General features: G+C 68.7%; 38 protein-coding genes. 37 read left to right on the forward strand and 1 reads right to left on the reverse strand.

Annotated elements, in window-relative coordinates; all coding sequences use genetic code 11:
* The first annotated feature begins 390 nt into the window (after positions 1 to 390).
* The 37 genes from E1182_RS14950 (at position 391) to truA (ending at position 24,037) form a co-directional block, all read left to right on the forward strand.
* Positions 391 to 771, forward strand: coding sequence for a hypothetical protein (locus E1182_RS14950; protein WP_132265362.1), 381 nt, complete (start codon positions 391 to 393; stop codon positions 769 to 771).
* Positions 772 to 1,244: 473 nt separating this feature from the next.
* The gene (gene rpsL, locus E1182_RS14955) at positions 1,245 to 1,619 is read left to right on the forward strand and encodes a 30S ribosomal protein S12 (RefSeq protein WP_007465318.1); all 375 of its coding nucleotides are present in this window, start codon (positions 1,245 to 1,247) and stop codon (positions 1,617 to 1,619) included.
* Between the two features lies 1 nt (position 1,620).
* Entirely contained in the window at positions 1,621 to 2,091 is a 471-nt protein-coding gene (gene rpsG / locus E1182_RS14960; protein WP_132265321.1) for a 30S ribosomal protein S7, read from the forward strand.
* A gap of 75 nt (positions 2,092 to 2,166) precedes the next feature.
* Positions 2,167 to 4,263 carry an elongation factor G gene (fusA, locus tag E1182_RS14965; RefSeq protein WP_132265323.1) on the forward strand — a complete coding sequence of 699 codons (2,097 nt, stop codon included), beginning with the start codon at positions 2,167 to 2,169 and terminating at the stop codon, positions 4,261 to 4,263.
* Between the two features lie 222 nt (positions 4,264 to 4,485).
* On the forward strand, positions 4,486 to 5,679 hold the full coding sequence (tuf, locus tag E1182_RS14970) for an elongation factor Tu (RefSeq protein WP_132265325.1): 1,194 nt from the start codon (positions 4,486 to 4,488) through the stop codon (positions 5,677 to 5,679).
* A 355-nt stretch (positions 5,680 to 6,034) separates the two neighbouring features.
* Positions 6,035 to 6,343 carry a 30S ribosomal protein S10 gene (rpsJ, locus tag E1182_RS14975; RefSeq protein WP_007073037.1) on the forward strand — a complete coding sequence of 103 codons (309 nt, stop codon included), beginning with the start codon at positions 6,035 to 6,037 and terminating at the stop codon, positions 6,341 to 6,343.
* A gap of 11 nt (positions 6,344 to 6,354) precedes the next feature.
* Positions 6,355 to 7,020 carry a 50S ribosomal protein L3 gene (gene rplC / locus E1182_RS14980; protein WP_132265327.1) on the forward strand — a complete coding sequence of 222 codons (666 nt, stop codon included), beginning with the start codon at positions 6,355 to 6,357 and terminating at the stop codon, positions 7,018 to 7,020.
* Positions 7,017 to 7,667, forward strand: coding sequence for a 50S ribosomal protein L4 (gene rplD, locus E1182_RS14985; RefSeq protein ID WP_132265329.1), 651 nt, complete (start codon positions 7,017 to 7,019; stop codon positions 7,665 to 7,667). Before rplC ends, rplD begins: the two co-directional genes overlap by 4 nt.
* Positions 7,664 to 7,966, forward strand: coding sequence for a 50S ribosomal protein L23 (gene rplW, locus E1182_RS14990; RefSeq protein ID WP_067301418.1), 303 nt, complete (start codon positions 7,664 to 7,666; stop codon positions 7,964 to 7,966). Before rplD ends, rplW begins: the two co-directional genes overlap by 4 nt.
* Positions 7,967 to 7,978: 12 nt before the next feature.
* Complete coding sequence (gene rplB / locus E1182_RS14995) at positions 7,979 to 8,818, forward strand: 50S ribosomal protein L2 (protein ID WP_132265331.1); 840 nt, start codon at positions 7,979 to 7,981, stop codon at positions 8,816 to 8,818.
* Between the two features lie 12 nt (positions 8,819 to 8,830).
* Positions 8,831 to 9,112: a 30S ribosomal protein S19 gene (gene rpsS / locus E1182_RS15000; RefSeq protein ID WP_088647003.1), complete on the forward strand. Its 282-nt coding sequence runs from the start codon at positions 8,831 to 8,833 to the stop codon at positions 9,110 to 9,112.
* A 40-nt stretch (positions 9,113 to 9,152) separates the two neighbouring features.
* Positions 9,153 to 9,608, forward strand: coding sequence for a 50S ribosomal protein L22 (gene rplV, locus E1182_RS15005; RefSeq protein ID WP_132265333.1), 456 nt, complete (start codon positions 9,153 to 9,155; stop codon positions 9,606 to 9,608).
* Positions 9,608 to 10,477 carry a 30S ribosomal protein S3 gene (rpsC, locus tag E1182_RS15010; RefSeq protein ID WP_132265335.1) on the forward strand — a complete coding sequence of 290 codons (870 nt, stop codon included), beginning with the start codon at positions 9,608 to 9,610 and terminating at the stop codon, positions 10,475 to 10,477. The genes rplV and rpsC overlap by 1 nt, the downstream gene beginning before the upstream one ends.
* 3 nt (positions 10,478 to 10,480) lie before the next feature.
* Positions 10,481 to 10,906, forward strand: a complete 426-nt coding sequence (gene rplP, locus E1182_RS15015; protein WP_007465292.1) for a 50S ribosomal protein L16 — start codon at positions 10,481 to 10,483, stop codon at positions 10,904 to 10,906.
* Positions 10,906 to 11,142 (forward strand): 50S ribosomal protein L29, encoded by a 237-nt coding sequence (gene rpmC / locus E1182_RS15020; RefSeq protein WP_013288628.1) that lies wholly within the window; start codon positions 10,906 to 10,908, stop codon positions 11,140 to 11,142. Before rplP ends, rpmC begins: the two co-directional genes overlap by 1 nt.
* Positions 11,139 to 11,414 (forward strand): 30S ribosomal protein S17, encoded by a 276-nt coding sequence (rpsQ, locus tag E1182_RS15025; protein WP_091262798.1) that lies wholly within the window; start codon positions 11,139 to 11,141, stop codon positions 11,412 to 11,414. Before rpmC ends, rpsQ begins: the two co-directional genes overlap by 4 nt.
* 98 nt (positions 11,415 to 11,512) lie before the next feature.
* Positions 11,513 to 11,881 carry a 50S ribosomal protein L14 gene (gene rplN, locus E1182_RS15030; protein WP_007073026.1) on the forward strand — a complete coding sequence of 123 codons (369 nt, stop codon included), beginning with the start codon at positions 11,513 to 11,515 and terminating at the stop codon, positions 11,879 to 11,881.
* On the forward strand, positions 11,878 to 12,198 hold the full coding sequence (gene rplX / locus E1182_RS15035) for a 50S ribosomal protein L24 (protein WP_207914040.1): 321 nt from the start codon (positions 11,878 to 11,880) through the stop codon (positions 12,196 to 12,198). The genes rplN and rplX overlap by 4 nt, the downstream gene beginning before the upstream one ends.
* Positions 12,198 to 12,767: a 50S ribosomal protein L5 gene (gene rplE, locus E1182_RS15040; protein WP_132265337.1), complete on the forward strand. Its 570-nt coding sequence runs from the start codon at positions 12,198 to 12,200 to the stop codon at positions 12,765 to 12,767. The genes rplX and rplE overlap by 1 nt, the downstream gene beginning before the upstream one ends.
* A gap of 4 nt (positions 12,768 to 12,771) precedes the next feature.
* Positions 12,772 to 12,957, forward strand: a complete 186-nt coding sequence (locus tag E1182_RS15045; RefSeq protein ID WP_007073023.1) for a type Z 30S ribosomal protein S14 — start codon at positions 12,772 to 12,774, stop codon at positions 12,955 to 12,957.
* A 96-nt stretch (positions 12,958 to 13,053) separates the two neighbouring features.
* Positions 13,054 to 13,461 carry a 30S ribosomal protein S8 gene (gene rpsH / locus E1182_RS15050; protein ID WP_013288624.1) on the forward strand — a complete coding sequence of 136 codons (408 nt, stop codon included), beginning with the start codon at positions 13,054 to 13,056 and terminating at the stop codon, positions 13,459 to 13,461.
* 16 nt (positions 13,462 to 13,477) lie between these two features.
* Positions 13,478 to 14,020: a 50S ribosomal protein L6 gene (gene rplF / locus E1182_RS15055; protein ID WP_132265339.1), complete on the forward strand. Its 543-nt coding sequence runs from the start codon at positions 13,478 to 13,480 to the stop codon at positions 14,018 to 14,020.
* Complete coding sequence (gene rplR, locus E1182_RS15060) at positions 14,017 to 14,406, forward strand: 50S ribosomal protein L18 (RefSeq protein WP_132265341.1); 390 nt, start codon at positions 14,017 to 14,019, stop codon at positions 14,404 to 14,406. The genes rplF and rplR overlap by 4 nt, the downstream gene beginning before the upstream one ends.
* 33 nt (positions 14,407 to 14,439) lie before the next feature.
* Positions 14,440 to 15,054, forward strand: a complete 615-nt coding sequence (rpsE, locus tag E1182_RS15065) for a 30S ribosomal protein S5 (RefSeq protein WP_132265343.1) — start codon at positions 14,440 to 14,442, stop codon at positions 15,052 to 15,054.
* Positions 15,054 to 15,236, forward strand: coding sequence for a 50S ribosomal protein L30 (gene rpmD / locus E1182_RS15070; RefSeq protein WP_007073018.1), 183 nt, complete (start codon positions 15,054 to 15,056; stop codon positions 15,234 to 15,236). Before rpsE ends, rpmD begins: the two co-directional genes overlap by 1 nt.
* Complete coding sequence (gene rplO, locus E1182_RS15075) at positions 15,236 to 15,679, forward strand: 50S ribosomal protein L15 (protein WP_132265345.1); 444 nt, start codon at positions 15,236 to 15,238, stop codon at positions 15,677 to 15,679. Before rpmD ends, rplO begins: the two co-directional genes overlap by 1 nt.
* 232 nt (positions 15,680 to 15,911) lie before the next feature.
* Positions 15,912 to 17,243, forward strand: coding sequence for a preprotein translocase subunit SecY (gene secY / locus E1182_RS15080; protein WP_132265347.1), 1,332 nt, complete (start codon positions 15,912 to 15,914; stop codon positions 17,241 to 17,243).
* Complete coding sequence (locus E1182_RS15085; protein WP_132265350.1) at positions 17,244 to 17,897, forward strand: adenylate kinase; 654 nt, start codon at positions 17,244 to 17,246, stop codon at positions 17,895 to 17,897.
* A 96-nt stretch (positions 17,898 to 17,993) separates the two neighbouring features.
* Positions 17,994 to 18,845 (forward strand): type I methionyl aminopeptidase, encoded by an 852-nt coding sequence (gene map / locus E1182_RS15090; protein WP_132265352.1) that lies wholly within the window; start codon positions 17,994 to 17,996, stop codon positions 18,843 to 18,845.
* A gap of 359 nt (positions 18,846 to 19,204) precedes the next feature.
* Positions 19,205 to 19,426 carry a translation initiation factor IF-1 gene (gene infA / locus E1182_RS15095; RefSeq protein ID WP_007073013.1) on the forward strand — a complete coding sequence of 74 codons (222 nt, stop codon included), beginning with the start codon at positions 19,205 to 19,207 and terminating at the stop codon, positions 19,424 to 19,426.
* Positions 19,427 to 19,519: 93 nt separating this feature from the next.
* Positions 19,520 to 19,633: a 50S ribosomal protein L36 gene (gene rpmJ, locus E1182_RS15100; protein ID WP_073834917.1), complete on the forward strand. Its 114-nt coding sequence runs from the start codon at positions 19,520 to 19,522 to the stop codon at positions 19,631 to 19,633.
* Positions 19,634 to 19,898: 265 nt separating this feature from the next.
* Complete coding sequence (gene rpsM / locus E1182_RS15105) at positions 19,899 to 20,279, forward strand: 30S ribosomal protein S13 (RefSeq protein WP_007073012.1); 381 nt, start codon at positions 19,899 to 19,901, stop codon at positions 20,277 to 20,279.
* A gap of 87 nt (positions 20,280 to 20,366) precedes the next feature.
* Positions 20,367 to 20,774, forward strand: coding sequence for a 30S ribosomal protein S11 (gene rpsK, locus E1182_RS15110; RefSeq protein WP_007073011.1), 408 nt, complete (start codon positions 20,367 to 20,369; stop codon positions 20,772 to 20,774).
* 14 nt (positions 20,775 to 20,788) lie between these two features.
* On the forward strand, positions 20,789 to 21,415 hold the full coding sequence (gene rpsD / locus E1182_RS15115; protein WP_091594961.1) for a 30S ribosomal protein S4: 627 nt from the start codon (positions 20,789 to 20,791) through the stop codon (positions 21,413 to 21,415).
* Between the two features lie 95 nt (positions 21,416 to 21,510).
* Entirely contained in the window at positions 21,511 to 22,533 is a 1,023-nt protein-coding gene (locus tag E1182_RS15120) for a DNA-directed RNA polymerase subunit alpha (protein WP_132265354.1), read from the forward strand.
* A gap of 34 nt (positions 22,534 to 22,567) precedes the next feature.
* Entirely contained in the window at positions 22,568 to 23,140 is a 573-nt protein-coding gene (gene rplQ / locus E1182_RS15125; protein WP_132265356.1) for a 50S ribosomal protein L17, read from the forward strand.
* A gap of 66 nt (positions 23,141 to 23,206) precedes the next feature.
* On the forward strand, positions 23,207 to 24,037 hold the full coding sequence (truA, locus tag E1182_RS15130) for a tRNA pseudouridine(38-40) synthase TruA (protein WP_132265358.1): 831 nt from the start codon (positions 23,207 to 23,209) through the stop codon (positions 24,035 to 24,037).
* A gap of 51 nt (positions 24,038 to 24,088) precedes the next feature.
* Here truA and E1182_RS15135 read toward each other — a convergent pair whose 3' ends face one another.
* Positions 24,089 to 24,835: a hypothetical protein gene (locus tag E1182_RS15135; protein ID WP_207921402.1), complete on the reverse strand. Its 747-nt coding sequence runs from the start codon at positions 24,833 to 24,835 to the stop codon at positions 24,089 to 24,091.
* Between the last annotated feature and the right edge of the window lie 198 nt (positions 24,836 to 25,033).

Here is a 25,033-nt window from a genome sequence, read left to right on the forward strand (position 1 = left end):
GGGCAGGACGGTGGCCGGTCGCCCTGGGCGGCCCCGCCGCCCGACGGCGACCAGGGCCAGGGGCGTGTCGACGAAGGTCACGCCGGTGGTGCCGGCGCTTTCCCGCAGACCCCCGCCCCCGGGTACGCTCCGCAGTTCGTTCCGTACGGGCCGCCCCCCATCTCGGCCGGCCCGCACCCGTACCAGCCGGGCGGGCTCCACCCGTACCAGCCGGGCGGGCACTTCGGGGCCCACCCGGGCCGGCAGCCGGCGGGTCATCCGGGGCAGCCGGGCGCGCCGGTCGGGGCGTACCCGGGTGGGCCGCCACCGGCACCCGGGTGGCCGCCACCGGCGCACGGCTTACGGCCGCTGCCGCCGCCCCCGCAGGAGACGCCGCGCCCGCCGAAGCGGGTGGACCCGGTCCCCGGTACGCCCTTCGGCGTGGTCCATCTCGACGTGCCCGCGGTGACCTCCGGCCCGGCGGTGGGCTCGCTGGTGGCCGGCATCGGGTCGATCGTGGTCTCCCTGGTGGTGATCTGCTTCGGGGTCGCCGGAGCGCGACTCGGCGGGGCCTGGGCGGCCGGGGCGTTCACGGTGCCGGGTGTGCTGGCCGGCGCCGCGGCGATCGTCGCCGGGCTGCTCGGCCGGCGGCAGATCCGTCGAGTCGCACCGCCGCCGGCGGTCCGGTTCACCGGCCGGGGTCTCGCCGTGGCGGGGATCAGCTGCGGCGCGGCCGGATTCCTGCTCAGCCTGTCGGGCCTGGGACTGGCGCTGCTGTTGCAGTTCGCGTGACATCGGTCGCCCCGGGGCCGACGGGCCGCTTCGGCGGGCAGCCGGTACACTTGGGTGTGTAGGTGCCCATCACGGGTGAGCAGGCACGACGGGTGGGGTGACCGGCGGGATCTGAGATCCGTCGGACCGATCCGTTTTGACCTGCGAGGCTGTGATAGGTACTCTTTCCCCTTGTGCCCGGGCCTTCCTGGGCGACTCGTGCGTGCGCATGATCCGGTTCTTCCAGCGATCAGGTGGCGGCACGACACAGTCAAAGACCCGGTACGCGGCCCGCCGTGCGCCGGTGAACACATCCGGTGCGGACGCGTGAGCGACAACGCCGGGGACCGTGATCTGGGCGACACGCCCGACCGCGGGTGCTGGGACCTCCGCTAGGTGGCCCTGGTTGGAATGTAGGAGAGCCGTCCATCAGGTCGGCTAACGAGCAGACGGCGCGGTCGCCTCGCGGCGACCGAAGGGAGCGGAGAAACCCGGTGCCCACCATTCAGCAGCTGGTCCGAAAGGGCCGCCAGGCCAAGACGACCAAGACCAAGACCCCGGCGCTGAAGGGATCCCCTCAGCGGCGCGGTGTGTGCACCCGCGTGTACACCACCACCCCCAAGAAGCCGAACTCCGCGCTCCGCAAGGTCGCGCGTGTCAAGCTCAGCAGCCAGATCGAGGTGACCGCCTACATCCCGGGCGTGGGTCACAACCTGCAGGAGCACTCGATCGTGCTCGTCCGCGGTGGCCGGGTGAAGGACCTCCCCGGCGTGCGTTACAAGATCGTCCGCGGTTCGCTGGACACGCAGGGCGTCCGTAACCGCAAGCAGGCGCGCAGCCGCTACGGCGCGAAGAAGGAGAAGAGCTGACATGCCGCGTAAGGGACCCGCTCCGCGGAAGCCGCTGGTCGCTGACCCGGTGTACAACTCGCCGTTGGTCACCCAGCTGGTGAACAAGATCCTCATGCGCGGTAAGCGTCAGCTCGCCGAGCGCATCGTCTACGCGGCCCTTGAGGGCTGCCGCGAGAAGACCGGCACCGACCCGGTCGTCACGCTCAAGCGCGCGATGGACAACGTCAAGCCGACCCTTGAGGTCCGCAGCCGCCGGGTCGGTGGCGCGACCTACCAGGTGCCGGTTGAGGTCCGCCCCGCCCGGGCGACCACCCTCGGGCTGCGCTGGCTGGTCAGCTACTCCCGCGCCCGCCGCGAGAAGACGATGATCGAGCGGCTGATGAACGAGCTGCTGGACGCGAGCAACGGTCTGGGCGCCGCCGTCAAGCGGCGCGAGGACACGCACAAGATGGCCGAGTCGAACAAGGCCTTCGCGCACTACCGCTGGTAACACCCTGGTTCCGGCGCCGGGCCGGCGCCGGAACCGCAACCAGTTGTGTCGAGACGACGATAAGTAGGGATTGAAGTGGCCGCCGCAGACGCGCTCGCCAACGTACGCAACATCGGCATCATGGCGCACATCGATGCCGGTAAGACCACTACCACCGAGCGGATCCTCTTCTACACCGGTATCACGTACAAGATCGGTGAGGTCCACGAGGGCGCTGCCGTCATGGACTGGATGGAGCAGGAGCAGGAGCGTGGTATCACCATCACCTCCGCTGCCACCAAGTGTGAGTGGAAGGGCCACACGATCCAGATCATCGACACGCCCGGTCACGTCGACTTCACGGTCGAGGTCGAGCGGTCGCTGCGGGTGCTGGACGGTGCGGTCGCGGTCTACGACGGTGTCGCCGGCGTGGAGCCGCAGACGGAGAACGTCTGGCGTCAGGCCGACAAGTACCACGTCCCCCGGATGTGCTTCGTCAACAAGCTCGACCGGACCGGTGCCGACTTCTTCCGCTGCGTGCAGATGATGATCGACCGGCTCAACGCCACCCCGCTGGTGCTCCAGATCCCGATCGGCCTCGAGGGCGACCACATCGGTGTCGTCGACCTGATCGGCATGCGCGCCCTCACCTGGCGCGGGGAGACCCAGAAGGGTGAGGACTACGCCATCGAGGAGATCCCGGCCGAGCTGGCCGACTCCGCGGCGGAGTGGCGCGAGAAGCTGATGGAGACCCTGGCCGACGTCGACGACGCGGTGATGGAGAAGTACCTGGAGGGCGAGGAGATCTCCGTCGAGGAGATCAAGGCCGCCATCCGTCGGGCCACCATCGCCAGCAAGGCCAACCCGGTGCTCTGCGGCTCGGCGTTCAAGAACAAGGGCGTGCAGCCCATGCTCGACGCCGTCGTCGACTTCCTGCCGTCGCCGCTGGACGTTCCGGCGATCGAGGGTACGGCCACCGACGGCGAGACCCCGATGCAGCGCAAGCCGTCCAAGTCGGAGCCCTTCGCCGGCCTGGCCTTCAAGATCCAGACCGACAAGCACCTCGGCAAGCTCACCTACGTCCGGGTCTACTCCGGCGTGGTCGAGACCGGTACCCAGGTGGTCAACTCCACCAAGGACCGCAAGGAGCGGATCGGCAAGATCTACCAGATGCACGCCAACAAGCGGGAAGAGCGCGGCTCGGCCCAGGCTGGCGACATCATCGCGGTGCAGGGTCTCAAGCAGACCACCACCGGTGACACGCTGTGCGACCCGGCGAACCCGGTCATCCTGGAGTCGATGACCTTCCCGGAGCCGGTCATCGAGGTCGCCATCGAGCCGAAGACCAAGGCCGACCAGGAGAAGCTCAGCACCGCCATCCAGCGGCTGGCCGAGGAGGACCCGACCTTCCGCGTCAAGCTGGACGAGGAGACCGGTCAGACGGTCATCTCCGGCATGGGCGAGCTGCACCTGGACATCCTGGTCGACCGGATGCGCCGCGAGTTCAACGTCGAGGCGAACATCGGCAAGCCGCAGGTGGCGTACCGCGAGACGATCCGCCGCAAGGTGGAGAAGATCGAGTACACCCACAAGAAGCAGACCGGTGGTTCCGGCCAGTACGCCCGCGTCATCGTGAGCGTCGAGCCGCTGCCGCTGGACAACGAGTCGCCGACCTACGAGTTCGCCAACGCCGTCACCGGTGGCCGCATCCCCCGGGAGTTCATCCCCTCCGTGGACGCGGGCGCCCAGGACGCGATGCAGTACGGCATCCTCGCCGGCTTCCCGCTGGTGGGTGTCAAGCTGACGCTGCTGGACGGCCAGTACCACGAGGTCGACTCGTCGGAAATGGCATTCAAGATCGCCGGTTCGATGGTGATGAAGGAGGCGGCCCGCAAGGCCGACCCCGCGCTCCTTGAGCCGATGATGGCCGTTGAAGTCACCACTCCGGAGGAGAACATGGGTGACGTCATCGGCGACCTCAACTCCCGGCGCGGCATCATCCAGGCGATGGAGGAGCGCAGCGGCGCTCGTATCGTCCGGGCCCTGGTGCCGCTGTCGGAGATGTTCGGCTACGTCGGCGACCTGCGGTCGAAGACCCAGGGCCGGGCTAGCTACAGCATGCAGTTCGACTCCTACGCCGAGGTTCCGCAGAGCGTGGCGAAGGAGATCATCGCCAAGGCGACTGGTGAGTGACGCTCACCTGAGTTGATCCGATGGTTCGAGGCTGGTCGTGGGAGGGCACTCCCCGCCCGCGGCCACCTCGATCGGGTTGTGTGAGACCGGGCCTGTAGGCTTCATCGCCGCAGAACCCACCAAAGCTCTCCGGCCGCCAGGCCGGAAAGGCTGTCGACAGAGTCCTAAGCGCCAATCGGCGCGCCGGGGCGAACGAACCAAGAAGTCCACAGGAGGACACCAGTGGCGAAGGCGAAGTTCGAGCGGACTAAGCCGCACGTCAACATCGGCACCATTGGTCACATCGACCACGGTAAGACGACGCTGACGGCGGCCATCACCAAGGTCCTGCACGACCAGTTCCCGGACCTGAACCCGTACACGCCGTTCGACGAGATCGACAAGGCGCCGGAGGAGAAGGCCCGCGGCATCACGATCTCCATCGCGCACGTCGAGTACCAGACCGAGGCGCGTCACTACGCGCACGTCGACTGCCCCGGTCACGCCGACTACATCAAGAACATGATCACCGGTGCCGCCCAGATGGACGGCGCGATCCTGGTGGTGGCGGCGACCGACGGCCCGATGCCGCAGACCCGCGAGCACGTGCTGCTGGCCCGCCAGGTCGGCGTGCCGTACATCGTCGTGGCGCTCAACAAGAGCGACATGGTCGACGACGAGGAGCTCCTGGAGCTCGTCGAGCTCGAGGTGCGTGAGCTGCTGTCGAACCAGGACTACCCGGGTGACGACCTGCCGGTCGTCCGGGTCTCGGCGCTCAAGGCCCTGGAGGGCGACCCGGAGTGGACCGGGCGCCTGCTGGAGCTCATGAACGCTGTCGACACCGCGATCCCGCAGCCGGAGCGCGAGACCGAGAAGCCGTTCCTGATGCCGATCGAGGACGTCTTCACGATCACCGGTCGTGGCACCGTCGTCACCGGTCGCGCGGAGCGCGGCATCCTCAAGCCGAACGAGGAGGTGGAGATCGTCGGCATCCGTGAGAAGTCGATGAAGACCACCTGCACCGGCATCGAGATGTTCCGCAAGCTGCTCGACGAGGCTCGCGCGGGCGAGAACGTCGGTCTGCTGCTGCGCGGCATCAAGCGCGAGGACGTCGAGCGCGGCATGGTCGTCATCAAGCCGGGCACCACGACCCCGCACACGGAGTTCGAGGCCACGGTCTACATCCTCTCCAAGGAGGAGGGCGGCCGGCACACCCCGTTCTTCCAGAACTACCGTCCGCAGTTCTACTTCCGGACCACGGACGTCACCGGCGTCGTCACGCTGCCTGAGGGCACCGAGATGGTCATGCCGGGCGACAACACCACCATGACCGTGAAGCTCATCCAGCCGATCGCGATGGAGGAGAACCTCAAGTTCGCGATCCGCGAGGGTGGTCGTACGGTCGGCGCTGGTCGCGTCACCAAGATCATCAAGTGAGCTGGGTAACCCCGATTAGCATCGCCGCCGGTCGTGCGGCATACTAGTCAGGTTGCGTAACGACGGTTAGTCGCCCGCGTCCGGTGCAAGCTGGACCTCCGGGAAGACCAACAGTCGCGCGTCGGGTGGTTGATCACCCCTGGTGATCAACCACCCTCGCACGGCGTCCAGATCGCTGTGATGCGATCGGCGCCTTGACCCACCGCGTGGTCAGGAGAAGCGCTCCGGAGTCCCGGGGCGGAGCCTGATCCGAGGGCGCGACACGCCCGACCGCGGGGGTCGGCGAAGTGGGCCTGTGCCAGCCGGTACAGGTGCCCGCAACACAGCGGCATCGAGAGAAGGAACAGAAGCCACCATGGCGGGACAGAAGATCCGCATCCGGCTCAAGGCCTATGACCACGAGGTCGTCGACTCCTCGGCTCGGAAGATCGTCGAGACGGTGACGCGTACCGGGGCGCAGGTCGCGGGCCCGGTGCCGCTGCCCACGGAGATCAACCGTTTCTGCGTTATCCGCTCGCCGCACAAGTACAAGGACTCGCGCGAGCACTTCGAGATGCGCACGCACAAGCGGCTGATCGACATCATCGACCCGACCCCGAAGACGGTCGACTCGCTCATGCGCCTCGACCTGCCGGCTGGCGTCGACATCGAGATCAAGCTGTAGGGACCGGACAGATGGACAGGCAAGTCAAGGGGATCCTGGGCGCCAAGCTCGGCATGACCCAGGTCTGGGACAACAACAAGGTTGTTCCCGTGACCGTGGTGCAGGCCGGCCCGTGCGTCGTCAGCCAGGTTCGTAGCGCCGAGAAGGACGGGTACTCCGCCATCCAGCTCGCCTACGGCACGATCGACCCGCGCAAGGTCAAGAAGCCGATCAGCGGGCACTACGCGAAGGCGGACGTGGCGCCGCGCCGGCACATCGTCGAGCTGCGCACCGTCGACGCCGCGGACTACTCGCCGGGCCAGGAGGTCACGGTCGAGGAGTTCCCGGTGGGCGTCGTCATCGACGTCACCGGCAAGACCAAGGGCAAGGGCTACGCCGGCCCGATGAAGCGGCACGGTTTCCACGGTCTGCGCGCCAGCCACGGTGTGGAGCGCAAGCACCGCTCACCGGGCTCCATCGGCGCCTGCGCCACCCCGGGTCGCGTCTTCAAGGGCACCCGGATGGCGGGTCGGATGGGCGGCGTGCGCTACACCGTCCAGAACCTGACCGTCCAGGCGGTGGACACCGAGAACAACCTCCTGCTCGTCCGCGGCGCCATCCCCGGCCCGAAGGGCGCGCTGGTCCTGGTCCGTACCGCGGCCAAGAGCAAGGTGAAGAAGGGCGGTGCGGCCAAGTGACCACCGTTGACGTTCTCAGCGTCGAAGGCACCAAGGCCGGCTCCGTCGAGCTGCCCGCCGACATCTTCGACGTCCAGGCCAACATCGCGCTGATGCACCAGGTAGTGGTGGCTCAGCTCGCGGCGGCCCGGCAGGGTACGCACAAGGTCAAGACCCGCGGCGAGGTCGCCGGTGGCGGCAAGAAGCCGTACAAGCAGAAGGGCACCGGCCGGGCCCGCCAGGGTTCGATCCGCGCGCCGCAGTTCGCCGGCGGTGGCGTGGTGCACGGCCCGGTTCCGCGTGACTACAGCCAGCGGACCCCGAAGAAGATGAAGGCCGCCGCCCTGCGTGGCGCCCTCTCCGACCGGGCCCGCGCCGGCCAGGTGCACGTCGTCGAGGCGTTCGTCTCGGGCGAGAAGCCGTCGACCAAGGCCGCGCTGGCCACGCTGACGAAGCTGACCGACGCCCGGCGCGTCCTGGTCGTGCTGAGCAGCACCGACGAGCTGAACTGGGTGTCGCTGCGCAACGAGCCGCGGGTGCACCTGATCGAGGCCGGCCAGCTCAACACGTACGACGTGCTGGTGGCCGACGACGTGGTCTTCACCAAGGACGCCCTGGACGAGTTCCTCGGTGTTCCCGCCGAGACCACCGAGGAGGATGGCAAGTGAGCACGATCGCCGACCCGCGGGACGTCATCGTCGCGCCGGTCGTCTCGGAGAAGAGCTACAGCGAGCTGAACCGGAACTGGTACACCTTCCTGGTGCACCCGGACGCCAACAAGACCGAGATCAAGATCGCTATCCAGCAGATCTTCAACGTCCGCGTCCTGACGGTCAACACGCTCAACCGCCAGGGTAAGCGCAAGCGCACCAAGACCGGCTTCGGTCAGCGCAAGGCGACCAAGCGGGCGATCGTGAAGCTGGCTGACGGTGACCGTATCGAGGCCTTCGGCGGCCCGGTCAGCTGAGGGGTGTAGACAATGGCTATCCGTAAGTACAAGCCGACGACGCCGGGCCGGCGTGGCTCCAGCGTCGCCGACTTCGCCGAGATCACCCGGTCGACGCCGGAGAAGTCGCTACTGGCTCCGTTGCCGAAGAAGGGCGGTCGCAACGCCCACGGTCGGATCACCGCCCGGCACCACGGCGGTGGGCACAAGCGGCAGTACCGTCTGATCGACTTCAAGCGGGTCGACAAGGACGGCGTGCCGGCGAAGGTCGCCCACATCGAGTACGACCCGAACCGCACCGCGCGCATCGCGCTGCTGCACTACGCCGACGGCGAGAAGCGCTACATCCTCGCGCCGAAGGACCTGAAGCAGGGCGACGCGGTCGAGTCGGGCCCGAGCGCGGACATCAAGCCGGGCAACAACCTGCCGCTGCGCAACATCCCGGTCGGTACGACGATCCACAACGTGGAGCTTCGTCCGGGTGGTGGTGCCAAGCTGGCCCGTTCGGCCGGCGTCGGCATCCAGCTGCTCGGCCGGGAGGGCGCGTACGCGACCCTGCGTATGCCGTCCGGCGAGATCCGGCGGGTCGACGTGCGGTGCCGCGCGAGCATCGGCGAGATCGGCAACGCCGACCAGTCGAACATCAACTGGGGTAAGGCCGGCCGGATGCGGTGGAAGGGCAAGCGCCCGACCGTCCGTGGTGTCGCGATGAACCCGGTCGACCACCCGCACGGTGGTGGTGAGGGTAAGACCTCCGGTGGCCGCCACCCGGTCAACCCGCAGGGTAAGCCCGAGGGCCGCACCCGTCGTAAGGGCCAGCCGAGCGACCGGCTGATCGTCCGCCGCCGCTACGCCACGCGTAAGCGCGGCTGAGGGAGATAGAGCATGCCTCGCAGCCTGAAGAAGGGCCCGTTCATCGACGACCACCTGCTCAAGAAGGTGGAGACGCAGAACGACAAGGGCTCGAAGAACGTCATCAAGACCTGGTCGCGGCGCTCGACGATCATCCCCGAGATGCTCGGGCACACGATCGCCGTGCACGACGGACGCAAGCACGTCCCGGTGTTCGTGACCGAGGCCATGGTCGGGCACAAGCTCGGCGAGTTCGCGCTGACCCGCACGTTCAAGGGTCACGAGAAGGACGACCGGAAGAGCCGCCGGCGCTGACGCCGCGGGCATACGGATAGAGGAACAAGGGGTTACAGCGATGCCAGGAAAGGGCGACGCTCCGGTGCTTCCGGGCGCGCGGGCGGTTGCGCGACACGTGCGCATCTCGCCGATGAAGGCGCGCCGGGTGGTCAACCTCGTCCGCGGCCTGCCCGCGAAGGAGGCGCTCACGGTGCTGCAGTTCGCGCCGCAGGCTGCGAGCGAGCAGGTGTACAAGGTGCTCGCGAGCGCGATCGCCAACGCGGAGAACAACGAGCGGCTGGACCCCGACGCGCTGCTCGTCAGCGAGGCGTTCGTCGACGAGGGCCCGACGATGAAGCGGTTCCGGCCGCGGGCGCAGGGCCGGGCGTACCGGATCCGCAAGCGCACCTGCCACATCACCGTGGCGGTGGAGGCGGTCGCGCCGGCCGCGCCGAAGAAGTCGGCGAAGAAGGCCGAGCCGGCGAACCAGGCCGGGGCGGCTGAGGGGCAGAGCACGACGGAGGGTGCCGAGTAATGGGTCAGAAGGTTCACCCCACTGGGTTCCGGCTCGGCATCTCGACCGACTGGAAGTCCCGCTGGTTCGCAGACAAGCTCTACAAGGACTACATCGGCGAGGACGTCAAGATCCGCCGGATGATGTCCAAGGGCCTGGAGCGCGCCGGCATTTCCAAGGTCGACATCGAGCGCACCCGAGACCGGGTCCGCGTGGACATCCACACCGCCCGGCCGGGCATCGTCATCGGCCGTAAGGGTGCGGAGGCCGACCGGATCCGCGGCGAGCTGGAGAAGCTCACCGGCAAGCAGGTCCAGCTGAACATCATCGAGGTGAAGAACCCCGAGTCGGACGCGCAGCTGGTCGCCCAGGGCGTCGCCGAGCAGCTCTCCAGCCGGGTCAGCTTCCGCCGTGCGATGCGCAAGGCGATGCAGTCGGCGATGAAGAACCCGGTCTGCAAGGGCATCCGGGTCCAGGTCTCGGGTCGCCTCGGCGGCGCCGAGATGAGCCGGACCGAGTTCTACCGCGAGGGTCGGGTCCCGCTGCACACGCTGCGGGCCAACATCGAGTACGGCTTCTTCGAGGCCCGTACCACCTTCGGCCGGATCGGCGTGAAGGTCTGGATCTACAAGGGCGACGCCGTCCCGGGCCGGGAGGCTCCGGCCGAGACCGGCCCGTCCCGCCCGCGCCGTGACCGTGGCGACCGCCCCGAGCGGCCGCGCCGTGGCCGGTCGGGTTCGTCCGGCACGACCGCCGGTGGCACCGAGGCCGGCCGGGCCGCCGCGACCACCATCGCGCAGCAGGCGGAGACGCCGGCCGGTGAGCCGGTCGACGCCGGGGCCGTGGCCGCAGCCGCGACTCAGCCGGCAGAAACGCAGCAGGAGGGCTGACAGATGCTGATGCCGCGCAAGCCCCCGAAGGGCTTCCGCAAGCCGCACCACCCGGACCGCAGTGGCGCGTCCAAGGGTGGTAACCGGGTGGTGTTCGGCGAGTTCGGGATCCAGGCTCTCGAGCCGGCGTACGTGACCAACCGCCAGATCGAGTCGGCGCGTATCGCGATGACCCGCCACATCAAGCGTGGCGGCAAGGTCTGGATCACGATCTTCCCGGACCAGGCCCTGACCAAGAAGCCGGCGGAAACCCGGATGGGTTCCGGTAAGGGCTCGCCCGAGTGGTGGGTCGCCAACGTGAAGCCGGGGCGGGTTCTCTTCGAGATGTCCTTCCCCAACGAGCAGATCGCGCGAGAGGCGATGCGTCGCGCGATCCACAAGCTCCCGATGAAGTGCCGCATTGTGACGCGCGAAGTGGGTGAATCCTGATGGCAGCGGGCGTCAAGCCTTCCGAGCTGCGTGAGCTCTCCGAGGAGGAGCTGGTCACGAAGCTGCGCGAGGCCAAGGCGGAGCTGTTCAACCTCCGCGTGCAGGCCGCAACCGGGCAGCTGGACAACAACCGGCGGCTGCAGGTCATCCGTCGGGAGATCGCCCGGATCTACACGATCATGCGTGAGCGCGAGCTGGGGCTCTCGGCCGCGCCGACTGAGGTGACTGCATCATGAGCGAGAACACCACCGCCGCCGCGCGGGCCCGCCGTAAGGTGCGTGAGGGCCTCGTAGTCAGCGACAAGATGGAAAAGACCGTCGTGGTCGAGGTCGAGGACCGGGTCAAGCACGCGCTGTACGGCAAGATCATGCGCCGGACCAGCAAGCTGAAGGTGCACGACGAGCAGAACTCGGCCGGCATCGGCGACCGGGTCCTGATCATGGAGACCCGGCCGCTCTCCGCCACCAAGCGGTGGCGGCTCGTGGAGATCCTCGAGAAGGCCAAGTAGCGAAGGCTCGAGCTCGGCCGGCATCGGTCGGGCGCAGGTTCCGCCAGGCTCCGGCCGCCCGCGGGCGGCCGGAGAACCGGCAGACATAGGAGATAGACGTGATTCAGCAGGAGTCGCGACTGCGCGTCGCCGACAACACGGGTGCCCGGGAGATCCTGTGCATCCGGGTTCTCGGTGGCTCCGGTCGGCGCTACGCGAGCATCGGCGACGTCATCGTGGCCACGGTCAAGGACGCGATCCCGGGTGCCGGTGTGAAGAAGGGCGACGTCGTCAAGGCCGTCGTCGTCCGCACCGCCAAGGAGAAGCGGCGGCCGGACGGCTCGTACATCCGCTTCGACGAGAACGCCGCCGTCATCATCAAGGACGGTGGGGACCCGCGCGGTACCCGTATCTTCGGCCCGGTGGGCCGGGAGCTGCGGGACAAGCGGTTCATGAAGATCATTTCTCTCGCGCCGGAGGTGTTGTGACCGTGAAGGTCAAGAAGGGCGACACGGTCGTCGTCATCGCCGGCAAGGACAAGGGCGCCAAGGGCAAGGTCATCGCGGCCTACCCGCGGCAGGACAAGGTCCTGGTCGAGGGCGTGAACCGGGTCAAGAAGCACACCCGCATCAGCACCACCCAGCGTGGCGCCAAGACCGGTGGCATCGTCACCCAGGAGGCCCCGATCCACGTCTCGAACGTGCAGGTCCTGGACTCCGACGGGAACCCGACCCGCGTCGGCTACCGCATCGACGACAACGGCCAGAAGGTCCGCATCGCGCGTAGCACCGGTAAGGACCTGTGATGACCACGGCTACCGAAACCAAGACCATGCCGCGCCTCAAGGAGCGGTACCGAAACGAGATCGTGGCCGAGCTGCAGAAGCAGCACAACTACGCGAACCCCATGCAGGTTCCGCGGTTGGTCAAGATCGTCGTCAACATGGGTGTCGGCGAGGCCGCTCGCGACGCCAAGCTGATCGACGGCGCGGTCCGCGACCTGGCCACCATCACCGGCCAGAAGCCGCTGGTGCGGCGCGCGACCAAGTCGATCGCGCAGTTCAAGCTGCGCGAGGGCATGCCGATCGGCGCGAAGGTCACCCTCCGCGGCGACCGGATGTGGGAGTTCCTGGACCGGCTGCTGTCCATCGCGCTGCCGCGTATCCGTGACTTCCGCGGCCTGGACGGGCGCAAGCTCGACGGGCACGGCAACTACACGTTCGGTCTGACCGAGCAGTCGGTGTTCCACGAGATCGACCAGGACAAGATCGATCGCCAGCGGGGCATGGACATCACGGTGGTCACGACCGCCACGACCGACGACGAGGGCCGGGCGCTGCTCAAGCTCCTGGGCTTCCCGTTCAAGGAGAACTGAGCGAATGGCCAAGAAGGCGCTGATCCTCAAGGCGGCCGCGAAGCCGAAGTTCTCGGTTCGCGCGTACACCCGCTGCCAGCGGTGCGGGCGTCCGAAGGCGGTCTACCGCAAGTTCGGTCTCTGCCGGGTGTGCATCCGGGAGATGGCCCACCGCGGTGAGCTGCCCGGCGTGTCCAAGGCTTCCTGGTAATAGCCCGGCGCGCTTCGCGCGTCAGCTGAACTGTCTCTTCGCCGTAGGCCCCGGGCCCTGCCCGGGGAACCCCGGCGAGAAAGGTTGACGAATTTCATGACGATGACCGACCCGATCGCAGACATGCTCACGCGTCTGCGTAACGCCAACCAGGCGTACCACGACCGGGTGACGATGCCGTACTCCAAGATCAAGGCCAACATCGCCGAGGTCCTGAAGGCCGAGGGCTACATCGCCACCTGGTCGGTCGAGGAGCCCGAGGAGGGCGCCGTCGGCAAGCGACTGGTCGTCGAGCTGAAGTACGGCCAGAACCGCGAGCGCAGCCTGGCCGGCATCAAGCGAGTGTCCAAGCCCGGTCTCCGGGTGTACGCCAAGTCGGACGGGCTCCCGCGGGTGCTCGGCGGGCTGGGCGTGGCGATCATTTCGACGTCCCAGGGGCTGCTCACCGACCGGCAGGCCCGCAAGCGGAGCGTTGGCGGGGAAGTCCTCGCCTTCGTCTGGTAACGGGAGACAGGTAGAAATGTCGCGTATTGGACGTAAGTCGATCCCGGTACCGGCCGGCGTCGACATCACGATCGAGGGCCAGACCGTCAAGGTCAAGGGCCCCAAGGGCGAGCTGTCCCACACGCTCGCGGAGCCGATCACGGCGGAGCGGGGCGAGGACGGCCAGCTGCACGTCAGCCGGCCCAACGACGAGCGCAAGGCCAAGGAGCTGCACGGCCTGAGCCGTACCCTGGTCGCCAACATGATCATCGGGGTGACCGAGGGCTACCGCAAGAGCCTGGAGATCGCCGGCACCGGTTACCGCGTCACCGCCAAGGGCAAGGACCTCGAGTTCGCGCTCGGGTTCTCGCACCCGGTGCTGGTGCCCGCCCCGGACGGCATCACCTTCACGGTGGAGAGGCCGACGCTGTTCCACGTGGCCGGCATCGACAAGCAACAGGTCGGTGAGGTCGCCGCCAACATCCGGAAGATCCGCCCGCCGGAGCCCTACAAGGGCAAGGGCGTGAAGTACCAGGGCGAGGTCATCCGCCGTAAGGCCGGAAAGGCAGGTAAGAAGTGAGCGCCACGCTGCTCAAGCGCCGCCGCGGCGTCGCCGCCAAGCGCGCCGTCGGGCGTGCGCGTCGGCACTTCCGGGTCCGCAAGAACATCAGCGGTACGCCCGAGCGTCCCCGCTTGGTGGTCACCCGCTCCCTGCGGCACATCGTCGCCCAGATCGTGGACGACACCAAGGGTCACACCCTGGCGTCGGCCTCGACTCTGGACGCCTCGCTGCGCGGTGCGGAGGGCGACAAGAGCGCCCTGGCCGGCAAGGTCGGCGCTCTGCTCGCCGAGCGGGCCAAGGCGGTCGGTGTGTCCAAGGTCGTCTTCGACCGCGGTGGCAACCGGTACGCGGGGCGGGTAGCCGCGCTTGCCGATGCCGCCCGCGAAGCCGGGCTCGAGTTCTAGAAACCCCGTCACGAGAGAGAAGGAAGGCTGCTGATGCCAGGTCAACAGCGCCGTGGCGGCGGGTCCGGTGGCAACGAGGGTGGTCGCCGCGACAACCGCCGTGAGGGCGGCCGCGGAAACGCGCCCGTCGAGAAGACCCCGCACCTCGAGCGGGTCGTCGCGATCAACCGCGTCGCCAAGGTCGTGAAGGGTGGTCGTCGCTTCAGCTTCACCGCCCTGGTGATCGTGGGCGACGGCGACGGCACCGTCGGCGTGGGCTACGGAAAGGCCAAGGAGGTGCCCGCGGCGATCGCCAAGGGTGTCGAGGAGGCCAAGAAGCACTTCTTCAAGGTGCCGCGGATCGGCCAGTCGATCCCGCACCCGGTGCAGGGCGAGGAAGCCGCCGGTGTGGTGCTGCTCAAGCCGGCCTCCGCCGGTACGGGTGTCATCGCCGGTGGTCCGGTGCGCGCCGTCCTGGAGTGCGCGGGTATCCACGACGTGCTCTCCAAGAGCCTCGGCTCGTCCAACCCGATCAACATCGTGCACGCCACGGTGGCCGCGCTGAAGGGGCTCGAGTCCCCGGAGGCGGTGGCGGCCCGTCGGGGTCTGCCGGTCGAGGACGTCGCGCCGGCCGCCATGCTGGCGTCGCGGGCGGGGGTGGCCTCCTGATGGCACGCCTGAAGGTCACCCAGGTCCGGTCCGAGATCGGGACCAAGCAGAACCAGCGTGACTCGCTGCGTTCGCTCGGTCTGAAGCGGATCAACGACGTGGTGGTCAAGGAGGATCGTCCGGAGATCCGCGGCATGATCTTCGCGGTCAACCACCTCGTGAAGGTCGAGGAGGTCGAGTAATGACGATCAAGGTTCACCACCTGCGTCCGGCTCCGGGCGCCAAGACCGCGAAGACCCGGGTGGGTCGCGGTGAGGCGTCCAAGGGCAAGACCGCCGGTCGCGGTACCAAGGGCTCGAAGGCCCGCAAGAACATCTCGGCGGCGTTCGAGGGTGGCCAGATGCCCATCCACATGCGCCTGCCGAAGATGAAGGGCTTCAAGAACAAGTTCAAGGTCGTCTTCCAGGTGGTCAACCTGGACCGGCTGGCCGAGCTGTTCCCCAACGGCGGCCAGGTCGGCCCGCAGGAGCTGGTGGACGCCGGCGCGGTCCGCAAGGGCCAGCCGGTGAAGGTCCTCGGCAGCGGCGACCTCGGTGGTGTGGCTCTCCAGGTGTCGGCGCACGCGTTCAGCGCGTCGGCCAAGGAGAAGATCACCGCCGCCGGTGGCTCGGTGACCGAGCTGTAAGGCACGGATTCATGGCGCCCGCCCAGTTTTCCTCTACTGGGCGGGCGCCATGGTCTACCAGGCGCGTGTGCGCCGGGTAACATCGGATTCGTTTTATGTAGCCGGGCGCATCTGCCCGGACCGGGATCGGGCTGTTAGAGTCCCATCCCAGCCATGGATATCGGGCACTCGCCCGAAACCACCCCGACCCGCCAGGGATCACCGGCGGCCCGCCTCGCGCAGGAGGAAGAAGTTGCTGTCCGCCTTTCTCAGTGCGTTCCGTACGCCTGACCTGCGCAAGAAGCTGCTGTTCACAGTAGGCATCATCGCGGTCTACCGGCTGGGCGCGACGCTGCCCAGCCCGGGCGTCTCGTACGGCAACGTGCAGAAGTGCCTCGACAAGGTCCAGGAGGGTGGGAGCACCGGTGTGCTCAACCTGCTGGATCTGTTCTCCGGTGGCGCGCTGCTGCAGCTGTCGGTCTTCGCGCTGGGCATCATGCCCTACATCACCGCGTCGATCATCCTGCAGCTGCTGACGGTGGTCATCCCGCGGCTGGAGCAGCTCCGCAAGGAGGGCCAGGCCGGCCAGGCGAAGATCACCCAGTACACCCGCTACCTGACCCTGGGGCTGGGTATCCTGCAGTCGTCGGCGTTCGTGGCGCTGGCCCGCTCCGGGCAGCTGTTCAACAACCAGTGCGACGAGTTCCCGATCGTGCCCGAGGGCACCGGCATCCCGAACTGGCTCACCCTGAGCATCCTGGTCATGACGATGACCGCCGGCACCGGCATGGTGATGTGGCTCGGCGAGCTGATCACCGACCGCGGCGTCGGCAACGGCATGTCCGTCCTCATCTTCACCTCGATCGCCGCCCGGCTCCCCAGCGAGGGCTGGAAGATCAAGACCAACGAGGGTTGGGCCAAGTTCGCTCTGGTGCTCGCCCTGGTCCTGCTGGTCATCACCGCGGTCTGCTTCATCGAGCAGGCGCAGCGCCGGATCCCGGTGCAGTACGCCAAGCGGATGATCGGCCGGCGGATGTACGGCGGCACCTCGACCTACATCCCGCTGAAGGTCAACCAGGCGGGTGTCATCCCGGTCATCTTCGCCTCGTCGCTGCTCTACCTGCCGCAGCTGGCCCTGCAGTTCTTCGACCCGAACGACCCGGGCAAGGTCCAGGCGTGGATCCAGAACCACATCGTCAAGGCGACCGCGCCCGAGCACATCATCATCTACTTCCTGCTCATCATCTTCTTCACGTACTTCTACGTGTCGATCACGTTCAACCCGACCGAGGTCGCGGACAACATGAAGAAGTACGGCGGCTTCGTGCCGGGCATCCGCCCGGGCAAGCCGACCGCGGAGTACCTCGACTTCATCCTCAGCCGGATCACCCTGCCGGGTGCGCTCTACCTGGGTCTGGTCGCGGTCCTGCCGAACTTCTTCTTCATCTGGCTGAACAGCGAGCAGTTCCTCAACTTCCCGTTCGGCGGCACCGCTGTGCTCATCATGGTCGGCGTCGGTCTGGAGACCGTGAAGCAGATCGAGAGCCAACTCATGCAGCGGAACTACGAAGGGTTCCTGCGGTAGATGCGACTCGTTCTGGTTGGCCCGCCGGGCGCGGGCAAGGGCACACAGGCGGAGTTCATCGCCGCGCACCTCGCGGTGCCGAAGATCTCGACCGGTGACATCTTCCGGTCGAACGTCTCGCAGGGCACTCCGCTGGGTGTCGAGGCCAGGCGCTACATGGATGCCGGCAAGCTGGTCCCGGACGAGGTCACCATCAACATGGTCCGGGACCGGCTCGCCGAGCCGGACGCCGCCGACGGCTTCCTGCTCGACGGCTTTCCCCGGACCACCCCGCAGGCCGCCGCGCTGGACAAGCTCCTCGCCGACCTCGGCAGCGCGCTGGACCTGGTGCTGGAGCTGGTCGTCGACGACGACGAGGTGATTCGGCGGCTGTCCGGGCGGCGCACCTGCCGGGGCTGCGGCAAGATCTGGCACGTCGAGTTCGACGCCACCACGCGTGAGGGTGTCTGCGACCGCTGTGGTGCCGCGTTGTTCCAACGGGACGACGACAAGCCGGAGACCATCGCGGCCCGGTTGCGGGAGTACGCCGACAAGACCGCGCCGCTGGTGGACTACTACGGCGCCCAGGGCAAGCTGGTCGGTATCGACGCCACCGGCCCGGTGGAGGACGTCACGGTCCGCGCCATCGACGCGCTGCGCTCGTACGGCGGGTGACACCTCCGCCGGGAGCCGGCGGATAGAGTGGCAACAGCGGGGTACGTGCCGACGTGCCCCGCTGTTCGCTGTCCAGTAACGAAAGGTGATCGCTCGATGCGCCGTCCCCAGCTGGACATCCAGCTGAAGACCCCCGACCAGATCGAGAAGATGCGGGCCGCCGGTCTGGTGGTCGCCGAGGCCCTGCGTCGGATGCGGGAGGCGGTGGCTCCCGGGGTCAGCACCGCCGACCTCGACGCGATCGCCGAGGCGACCATCCGTGAGGCGGGTGCGGTCCCGTCGTTCAAGGGCTACCACGGCTTCCCCGCCTCGATCTGCTCCTCGGTCAACGAACAGGTGGTGCACGCCATCCCGTCGCCGCAGCAGGTGCTCCGCGACGGTGACCTGATCTCGATCGACTGCGGGGCGGTGCTGGACGGATGGCACGGCGACGCGGCGATCACCGTCGGCGTGGGTGACGTCGCCCCGGCGCTGCTGAGAATGGCCGCTGTCGCCGAGGACGCGATGTGGGCGGGCATCGCGGCTGCCGCGCGTGGTGCCGCCAGTGGGAAGGGTCGGCTGACCGACATCTCTCACGCGGTGGAGGTCGCGGTCCGCAAGGGCGGCCGGTACGGCATCGTCGACGGCTACGGCGGGCACGGCATCGGCACCGAGATGCACCAGGACCCGCACGTGCTGAACCATGGCCGCCCGGGCAAGGGCCCCCGACTGGTGCCCGGCATGGCGCTGGCCATCGAGCCGATGATCACCATGGGTTCGCCGCGTACGGTCGAACTGGCCGACGGCTGGACGGTCGTCACCCGGGACAGGTCGATGGCCGTACACGTCGAACACTCGATGGCCCTGCTGCCGGACGGGGTCTGGGTGCTCACCGCGTTCGACGGCGGCCGGGCCCGCCTCGGCGATCTGGTCACCGCCCGCCAGCCCGCCGACTTCCCGGCGGCCTGACCGCGCCGCCGAGTGGAGGATCGACTCCGGTTGCGGACGCTTGGAGTCCCCGGCAGTGGGGACGCCGCGATTTGCGGCAGCTTGTGAAGGCGTGCCGGCGGAAGCGCTCTCGGGCGGCGGGGGAGTGGCGTAGGTCACGCGAAATCCTCCGGCCGGGCGACCGACCGGGTGGCCGGTTTGGCGAGCGCCGCCGGCCGGCGTACACTTTCTGATCGGCGCACAGCGTCCACTCCGGCATGCCCACTAGCGCTTCAGTGGGAGCCGGAGCCGCGGCTGGCGCGGGCTCTCGATCATGATCGGAAGCCCGTGTAAGACGTTGTGGGCCGTCCGGAGTAACCGACGTCAGGACAGCGGAGGACATGCCGAAAAAAGACGGAGCCATCGAGATCGAGGGTCGGGTCATCGAGCCCCTGCCGAACGCCATGTTCCGGGTGGAGCTCGCGAACGGCCACAAGGTGCTGGCTCACATCAGCGGCAAGATGCGGCAGCACTACATCCGTATCCTGCCGGAGGACCGGGTCGTCGTCGAACTCTCGCCGTACGATCTGACCCGCGGGCGCATCGTCTACCGCTACAAGTAAGCCTGACGGCGGCCGGGACGTCCCCGTGTCCGTCTTCGACGTCCGGCGTCGCGCGTCGTCGCGACTCCGGGCCAGATGGGAAGTAAGGCAACCGTGAAGGTCAAGCCGAGCGTCAAGAGGATCTGCAACAAGTGCCGGGTGATCCGCCGGCACGGCCGGGTCATGGTCATCTGCCAGGACCCGCGCCACAAGCAGCGCCAGGGCTGAGTCGTCCCCGCCGACCGTGACGAGCGGCGGCGGAGCCTCACCCGGCGGGTAGATCCCCACCGCACACATCATCAGCTCGTCCCAGCCGCGAGTGGTACGCAGGGCGTACTCGATCGTGGCTGACCCCCGGTCGGAGGCCGGGGCCCGCTTGGGCAGCGACCATCCCCGGTCGGCGGCGCGAAGGCGCCGGAGGGACAGGGCGGTCGGTAGCGGGGTGGGACGGGTCCACACCTCCGCCACAACATCACGAGGAGTACGCCCGCACATGGCACGTCTAGTCGGCGTGGACCTCCCCCGCGAGAAGCGGATGGAGATCGCGCTCACCTACATCTTCGGGGTCGGCCGCACGCGCGCCCTGGAGACGCTCGCCGCCACCGGCATCTCGCCGGACAAGCGCGCTCGGGACCTCACGGACGAGGAGCTGGTGCAGCTCCGCGACCACATCGAGGCGAACTACAAGGTTGAAGGTGACCTGCGCCGCGAGGTCGCCGCTGACATCCGCCGCAAGGTTGAGATCGGCTGCTACGCCGGCATCCGGCACCGCCGGGGCCTGCCTGTGCGTGGCCAGCGGACCCGGACCAACGCGCGGACCCGCAAGGGCCCGAAGCGGACCGTGGCCGGCAAGAAGAAGCCCGGCAAGAAGTAAGACGTAGACCGGAATACGGGTCTAGGTCCGCCGAGCAAGGCCAGGCCGCAACCTGTATCGGGAAGTCAACTAGGAGCGCACAGACTTATGCCACCGAAGGCTCGTGCCGGAGCCGCTGTCAAGAAGGTCCGGCGCAAGGAACGCAAGAACGTCGCCCACGGGCAGGCGCACATCAAGAGCACCTTCAACAACACCATCGTGTCCATCACGGACCCGACCGGTGCGGTCATCTCCTGGGCCTCCGCGGGCCAGGTGGGTTTCAAGGGCTCCCGCAAGTCGACTCCGTTCGCCGCGCAGCTGGCCGCCGAGGCCGCCGCGCGTCGGGCCATGGAGCACGGCATGCGCAAGGTCGACGTGTTCGTCAAGGGCCCCGGCTCCGGTCGGGAGACCGCCATCCGTTCGCTGCAGGCCGTGGGCCTCGAGGTCGGGCAGATCTCCGACGTCACCCCGCAGCCGCACAACGGCTGCCGTCCGCCGAAGCGTCGCCGGGTCTGAGAGGTTAGAGAGAGATGGCTCGTTACACCGGTGCTGACTGCCGCCGTTGCCGGCGGGAGAAGATGAAGCTGTTCCTCAAGGGCAGCAAGTGCGATGGACCGAAGTGCCCGTTCGAGTCCCGGCCGTTCCCGCCCGGGCAGCACGGCCGCGGCCGCACCAAGGAGACGGAGTACCTGCTCCAGCTCCGTGAGAAGCAGAAGGCCCGCCGCGTCTACGGCGTGCTGGAGAAGCAGTTCCGCGGTTACTACGAGGAGGCCGTGGCCAAGCAGGCCAAGACCGGTGAGGTCCTCCTGCAGATCCTCGAGTCGCGGCTGGACAACGTGGTCTACCGGGCCGGTTACGCCGGTTCCCGGGACATGGCCCGCCAGTTGGTCAAGCACGGACACTTCACCGTGAACGGCAAGAAGGTCGACATCCCGTCGTACCGGGTCAAGGAGCACGACATCATCGAGGTCCGGGAGAAGAGCAAGCAGCTCACCCCGTTCCTGGTGGCGCAGGCTCAGGCCGGTTCGCGGTCGGTGCCGGCCTGGCTGGAGGCGATCCCCAGCCAGATGAAGATCCTCGTGCACTCGCTCCCGGCCCGCCAGGTGATCGACACCCAGGTGCAGGAGCAGCTGATCGTCGAGCTCTACTCGAAGTAGGGGCTCGTTGCGGTGGTCCGCCCTTCGGGGCGGACCACCGGAACAGTTTTGTCGTGGGCGTCATATAGCGGGCGTCCCGGAAGAGAAGAGAAGAAATGCTCATCAGCCAGCGACCGACCCTCTCCGAGGAGTCGATCAACGAGACCCGGTCCCGGTTCACCATCGAGCCGCTGGAGCCCGGCTTCGGCTACACCCTGGGCAACTCGCTGCGGCGTACGCTGCTGTCGTCCATCCCGGGTGCGGCCGTCACCTCGATCAAGATCGACGGCGTGCTGCACGAGTTCACCACCATCCCCGGGGTCAAGGAGGACGTGGTCGAGCTCGTCATGAACATCAAGGAGCTCTGCGTCAGCTCCGAGCACGATGAGCCGGTCAGCATGTACCTGCGCAAGCAGGGTCCGGGCGACGTGACCGCGGGTGACATCCAGCCCCCGGCCGGCGTCTCGGTGCACAACCCCGACCTCAAGCTCGCCACCCTCAACGGCAAGGGCCGGCTCGACATGGAGCTGACCGTCGAGCGGGGGCGTGGCTACGTCACGGCGGCGCAGAACAAGCAGGCGGGCGCCGAGATCGGCCGGATCCCGGTCGACTCGATCTACTCGCCGGTGCTCAAGGTGACCTACCGGGTCGAGGCGACCCGGGTCGAGCAGCGGACCGACTTCGACCGGCTGATCATCGACGTCGAGACCAAGGCGTCGATGGGGCCGCGTACCGCGCTGGCCTCGGCCGGTTCGACGCTGGTGGAACTCTTCGGCCTGGCCCGGGAGCTGGACGAGACCGCCGAGGGCATCGACATCGGGCCGTCTCCGCAGGACGCCCAGCTCGCGGCGGACCTGGCCCTGCCGATCGAGGAGCTGGACCTCACCGTCCGCTCCTACAACTGCCTCAAGCGCGAGGGCATCAACTCCGTTGGTGAGCTGATCGGGCGCACCGAGGCCGACCTCCTCGACATCCGGAATTTCGGTCAGAAGTCGATCGACGAGGTCAAGATGAAGCTCGCCGGGATGGGTCTGGGGCTGAAGGACTCGGCTCCGAACTTCGACCCGGCGCACGTCGTGGACGCCTTCGGCGAGGCCGACTACGACACCGACGACTACCGCGAGACCGAGCAGCTCTAGTCCGCGCTGCCGCCACACCTGAGGAGCACCAACAATGCCCACGCCCACCAAGGGCCCCCGCCTCGGCGGCAGCCCCGCGCACGAGCGGCTGATGCTGGCCAACCTGGCCACCGCGCTGTTCCAGCACGGCAAGATCCAGACCACCGAGACGAAGGCCCGGCGGCTGCGTCCGCTGGCCGAGCAGCTCATCACCAAGGCCAAGCGGGGCGACCTCGCGTCGCGGCGGCGGGTGCTGGGCGTCGTCAAGGACAAGGACGTGGTCTACGCCCTGTTCGACCAGATCGCGCCCCGGTACGCCAACCGCAACGGTGGCTACACCCGGATCGTGAAGACCGGTCCGCGCAAGGGTGACGCCGCTCCCATGGCGATCATCGAGCTGGTCGAGGAGCTTCAGGTCGCCGAGCCCAAGGCGAACAAGAAGACCGCCGCCCGCAAGACCGCCCAGCAGGACAAGGTCGAGGCGCTCGCGCCGGCGGAGGAGACCCCGAAGTCGACCGACGACGACCAGGACGCCGAGGCTCCGGTGTCGGCGTCCGGCGACACCGCCGCGGCGCGCGAGGACAGCGACCTCGCCATCGAGGAGAACAACGAGCAGAACAAGGCCTGAGCAAGGTCTTCGTCGGGCCCGGCATCCCTGTGGGTGCCGGGCTCGACCCGTGACTGGAGGTACGCGGTGGACGAACGGACCCGGCTGCGGCTGGACGTGTCGTACGACGGCACCGACTTCTCCGGCTGGGCGGTCCAGCCGACCCGCCGTACGGTCGCCGGGGTGCTCACCGAGACGCTGGACCTGGTGCTCGGGGCGGGCACCGCGACCGGCCTGACCGTGGCCGGCCGGACCGACGCCGGGGTGCACGCCACCGGGCAGGTCTGCCACCTCGACCTGCCCGCCACCGTGTGGCGGGAGCACGAGGGACGGCTGCTGCGCCGGCTGGCCCGGCTGCTCCCCGGCGACGTGCGGGTCCGGGCGATGACCGAGGTGCCGGCCGACTTCGACGCCCGGTTCTCGGCGACCTTCCGGCGCTACGAATACCGGGTCACCGACGCGCCCTGGGGCGTCGAGCCGCTGCGCCGACGGGACACCCTGGCCTGGCCCAGGCCACTGGACCTGGCCGCGGTGAACGCGGCGGCGGCGGGCCTGGTGGGGGAACACGACTTCGCCGCGTACTGCCGGCGCAAGGAGAACGCCACCACGCTGCGCGAGGTGACCCGGCTGGACTGGCGGCGCGACCCGGACGGCATCCTGGTCGCCACCGTGCAGGCCGACGCCTTCTGCCAGAACATGGTGCGCAGCCTGGTCGGCGCGATGCTGGTCGCCGGGGATGGCCGCCGCCCGGCGGCGTGGCCGGCCAGCCTGCTGACCCGGCGGGAACGGTCCAGCGAGGTGACCGTCGCGCCCGCGCACGGGCTGGCCCTGGTCGAGGTCGGCTATCCGGCCGACCCGGCGGAGTACGCCCGCCGTGCCGACCTCACCCGTCGGCTGCGGGTGCCCGCCGAGGCGTGAGCGGGGCGAGGCCCGCTGCGCGGACCGGGCCTCGCCCCGCTGTCGGCCGGTTCAGTCCTGCGGCGGGTCCTCCCCGCCGTGGCGGTCGGCGCCCTCCCGGGTGGTGGGCTGTCCGGCGTAGCCGCCGGTGGTGCGCCGCTGGAGCACGCTCTGGTCGAGGTGCAGTTCCAGCATGTCGTACAGGATGTCGCGGGCGGTGGTGTCGTTGGTCGGCAGCGGCTCGCCGTCGGCCCGTACCACCAGGCAGTAGGCGACGTAGTGGCCGCGTACCTGCCAACCGACCCGGGCCGCGGCGGTGCTGACCGCCTCGGTGCCGTCGCCGGCGGCCATCCCCCGGAAGCGGCCCTGCCGCTCGTCGAGCAACTCCCGGATCCGCCCCTGGACCTGCTGGGCGGTGCCCCGGTCGGGGAGGTTGAACAGGCCGACGGTTGCCAGGTGCCGGCGGTCGGCGGTGCGTACCGTCGCCCGGACCACCTGGCTGCATCCGAGCCGGGCCAGCAGGTCACCGAGCTCCCCGGTGGCCGCCACCGCGCAACTGCCGCTGGAGTGGGTCTTCAGCACCTCGTACGCGGGCTCGCCGGCGGTGACCACCAGCGTCTTGCCCGGGAACACCTCCTTGGCGGTCAGCGGCTGTCGGTCGGTGTCCCGGGAGTCGAGGTCGCCTCCGGCCGGCTCGGCACCGGGGGCGGTCGTGCCCGGCGACGGGTCCGGCGCGGCCTGCTCGGTACGTTCGATCAGGACGGCGGCGGCGCCGATGCCGCAGAGTGCCAGCAGCACCAGCACCGCGGCGCCGCCCACGACGGCCTGCCAGAACCGGCTGCCGGCGCCGCCACGGCCGGCGGCGGCACGACGGGTCGGTTGTGGTTCCGGTGCGGCGCCCGGGGCGGACCCGTGGGTGTGTGGTGGGTCTGGAACCGGGACCGACTCGGTCGCCGGGGGCGGGTCCGGGGTTGGTGGTGGAGCGGGTGCCGGTGGTGGAGCGGGTGCCGGTGGTGG

The organism is Micromonospora sp. KC721 (genome assembly GCF_004348355.1).
GTDB lineage: Bacteria > Actinomycetota > Actinomycetes > Mycobacteriales > Micromonosporaceae > Micromonospora.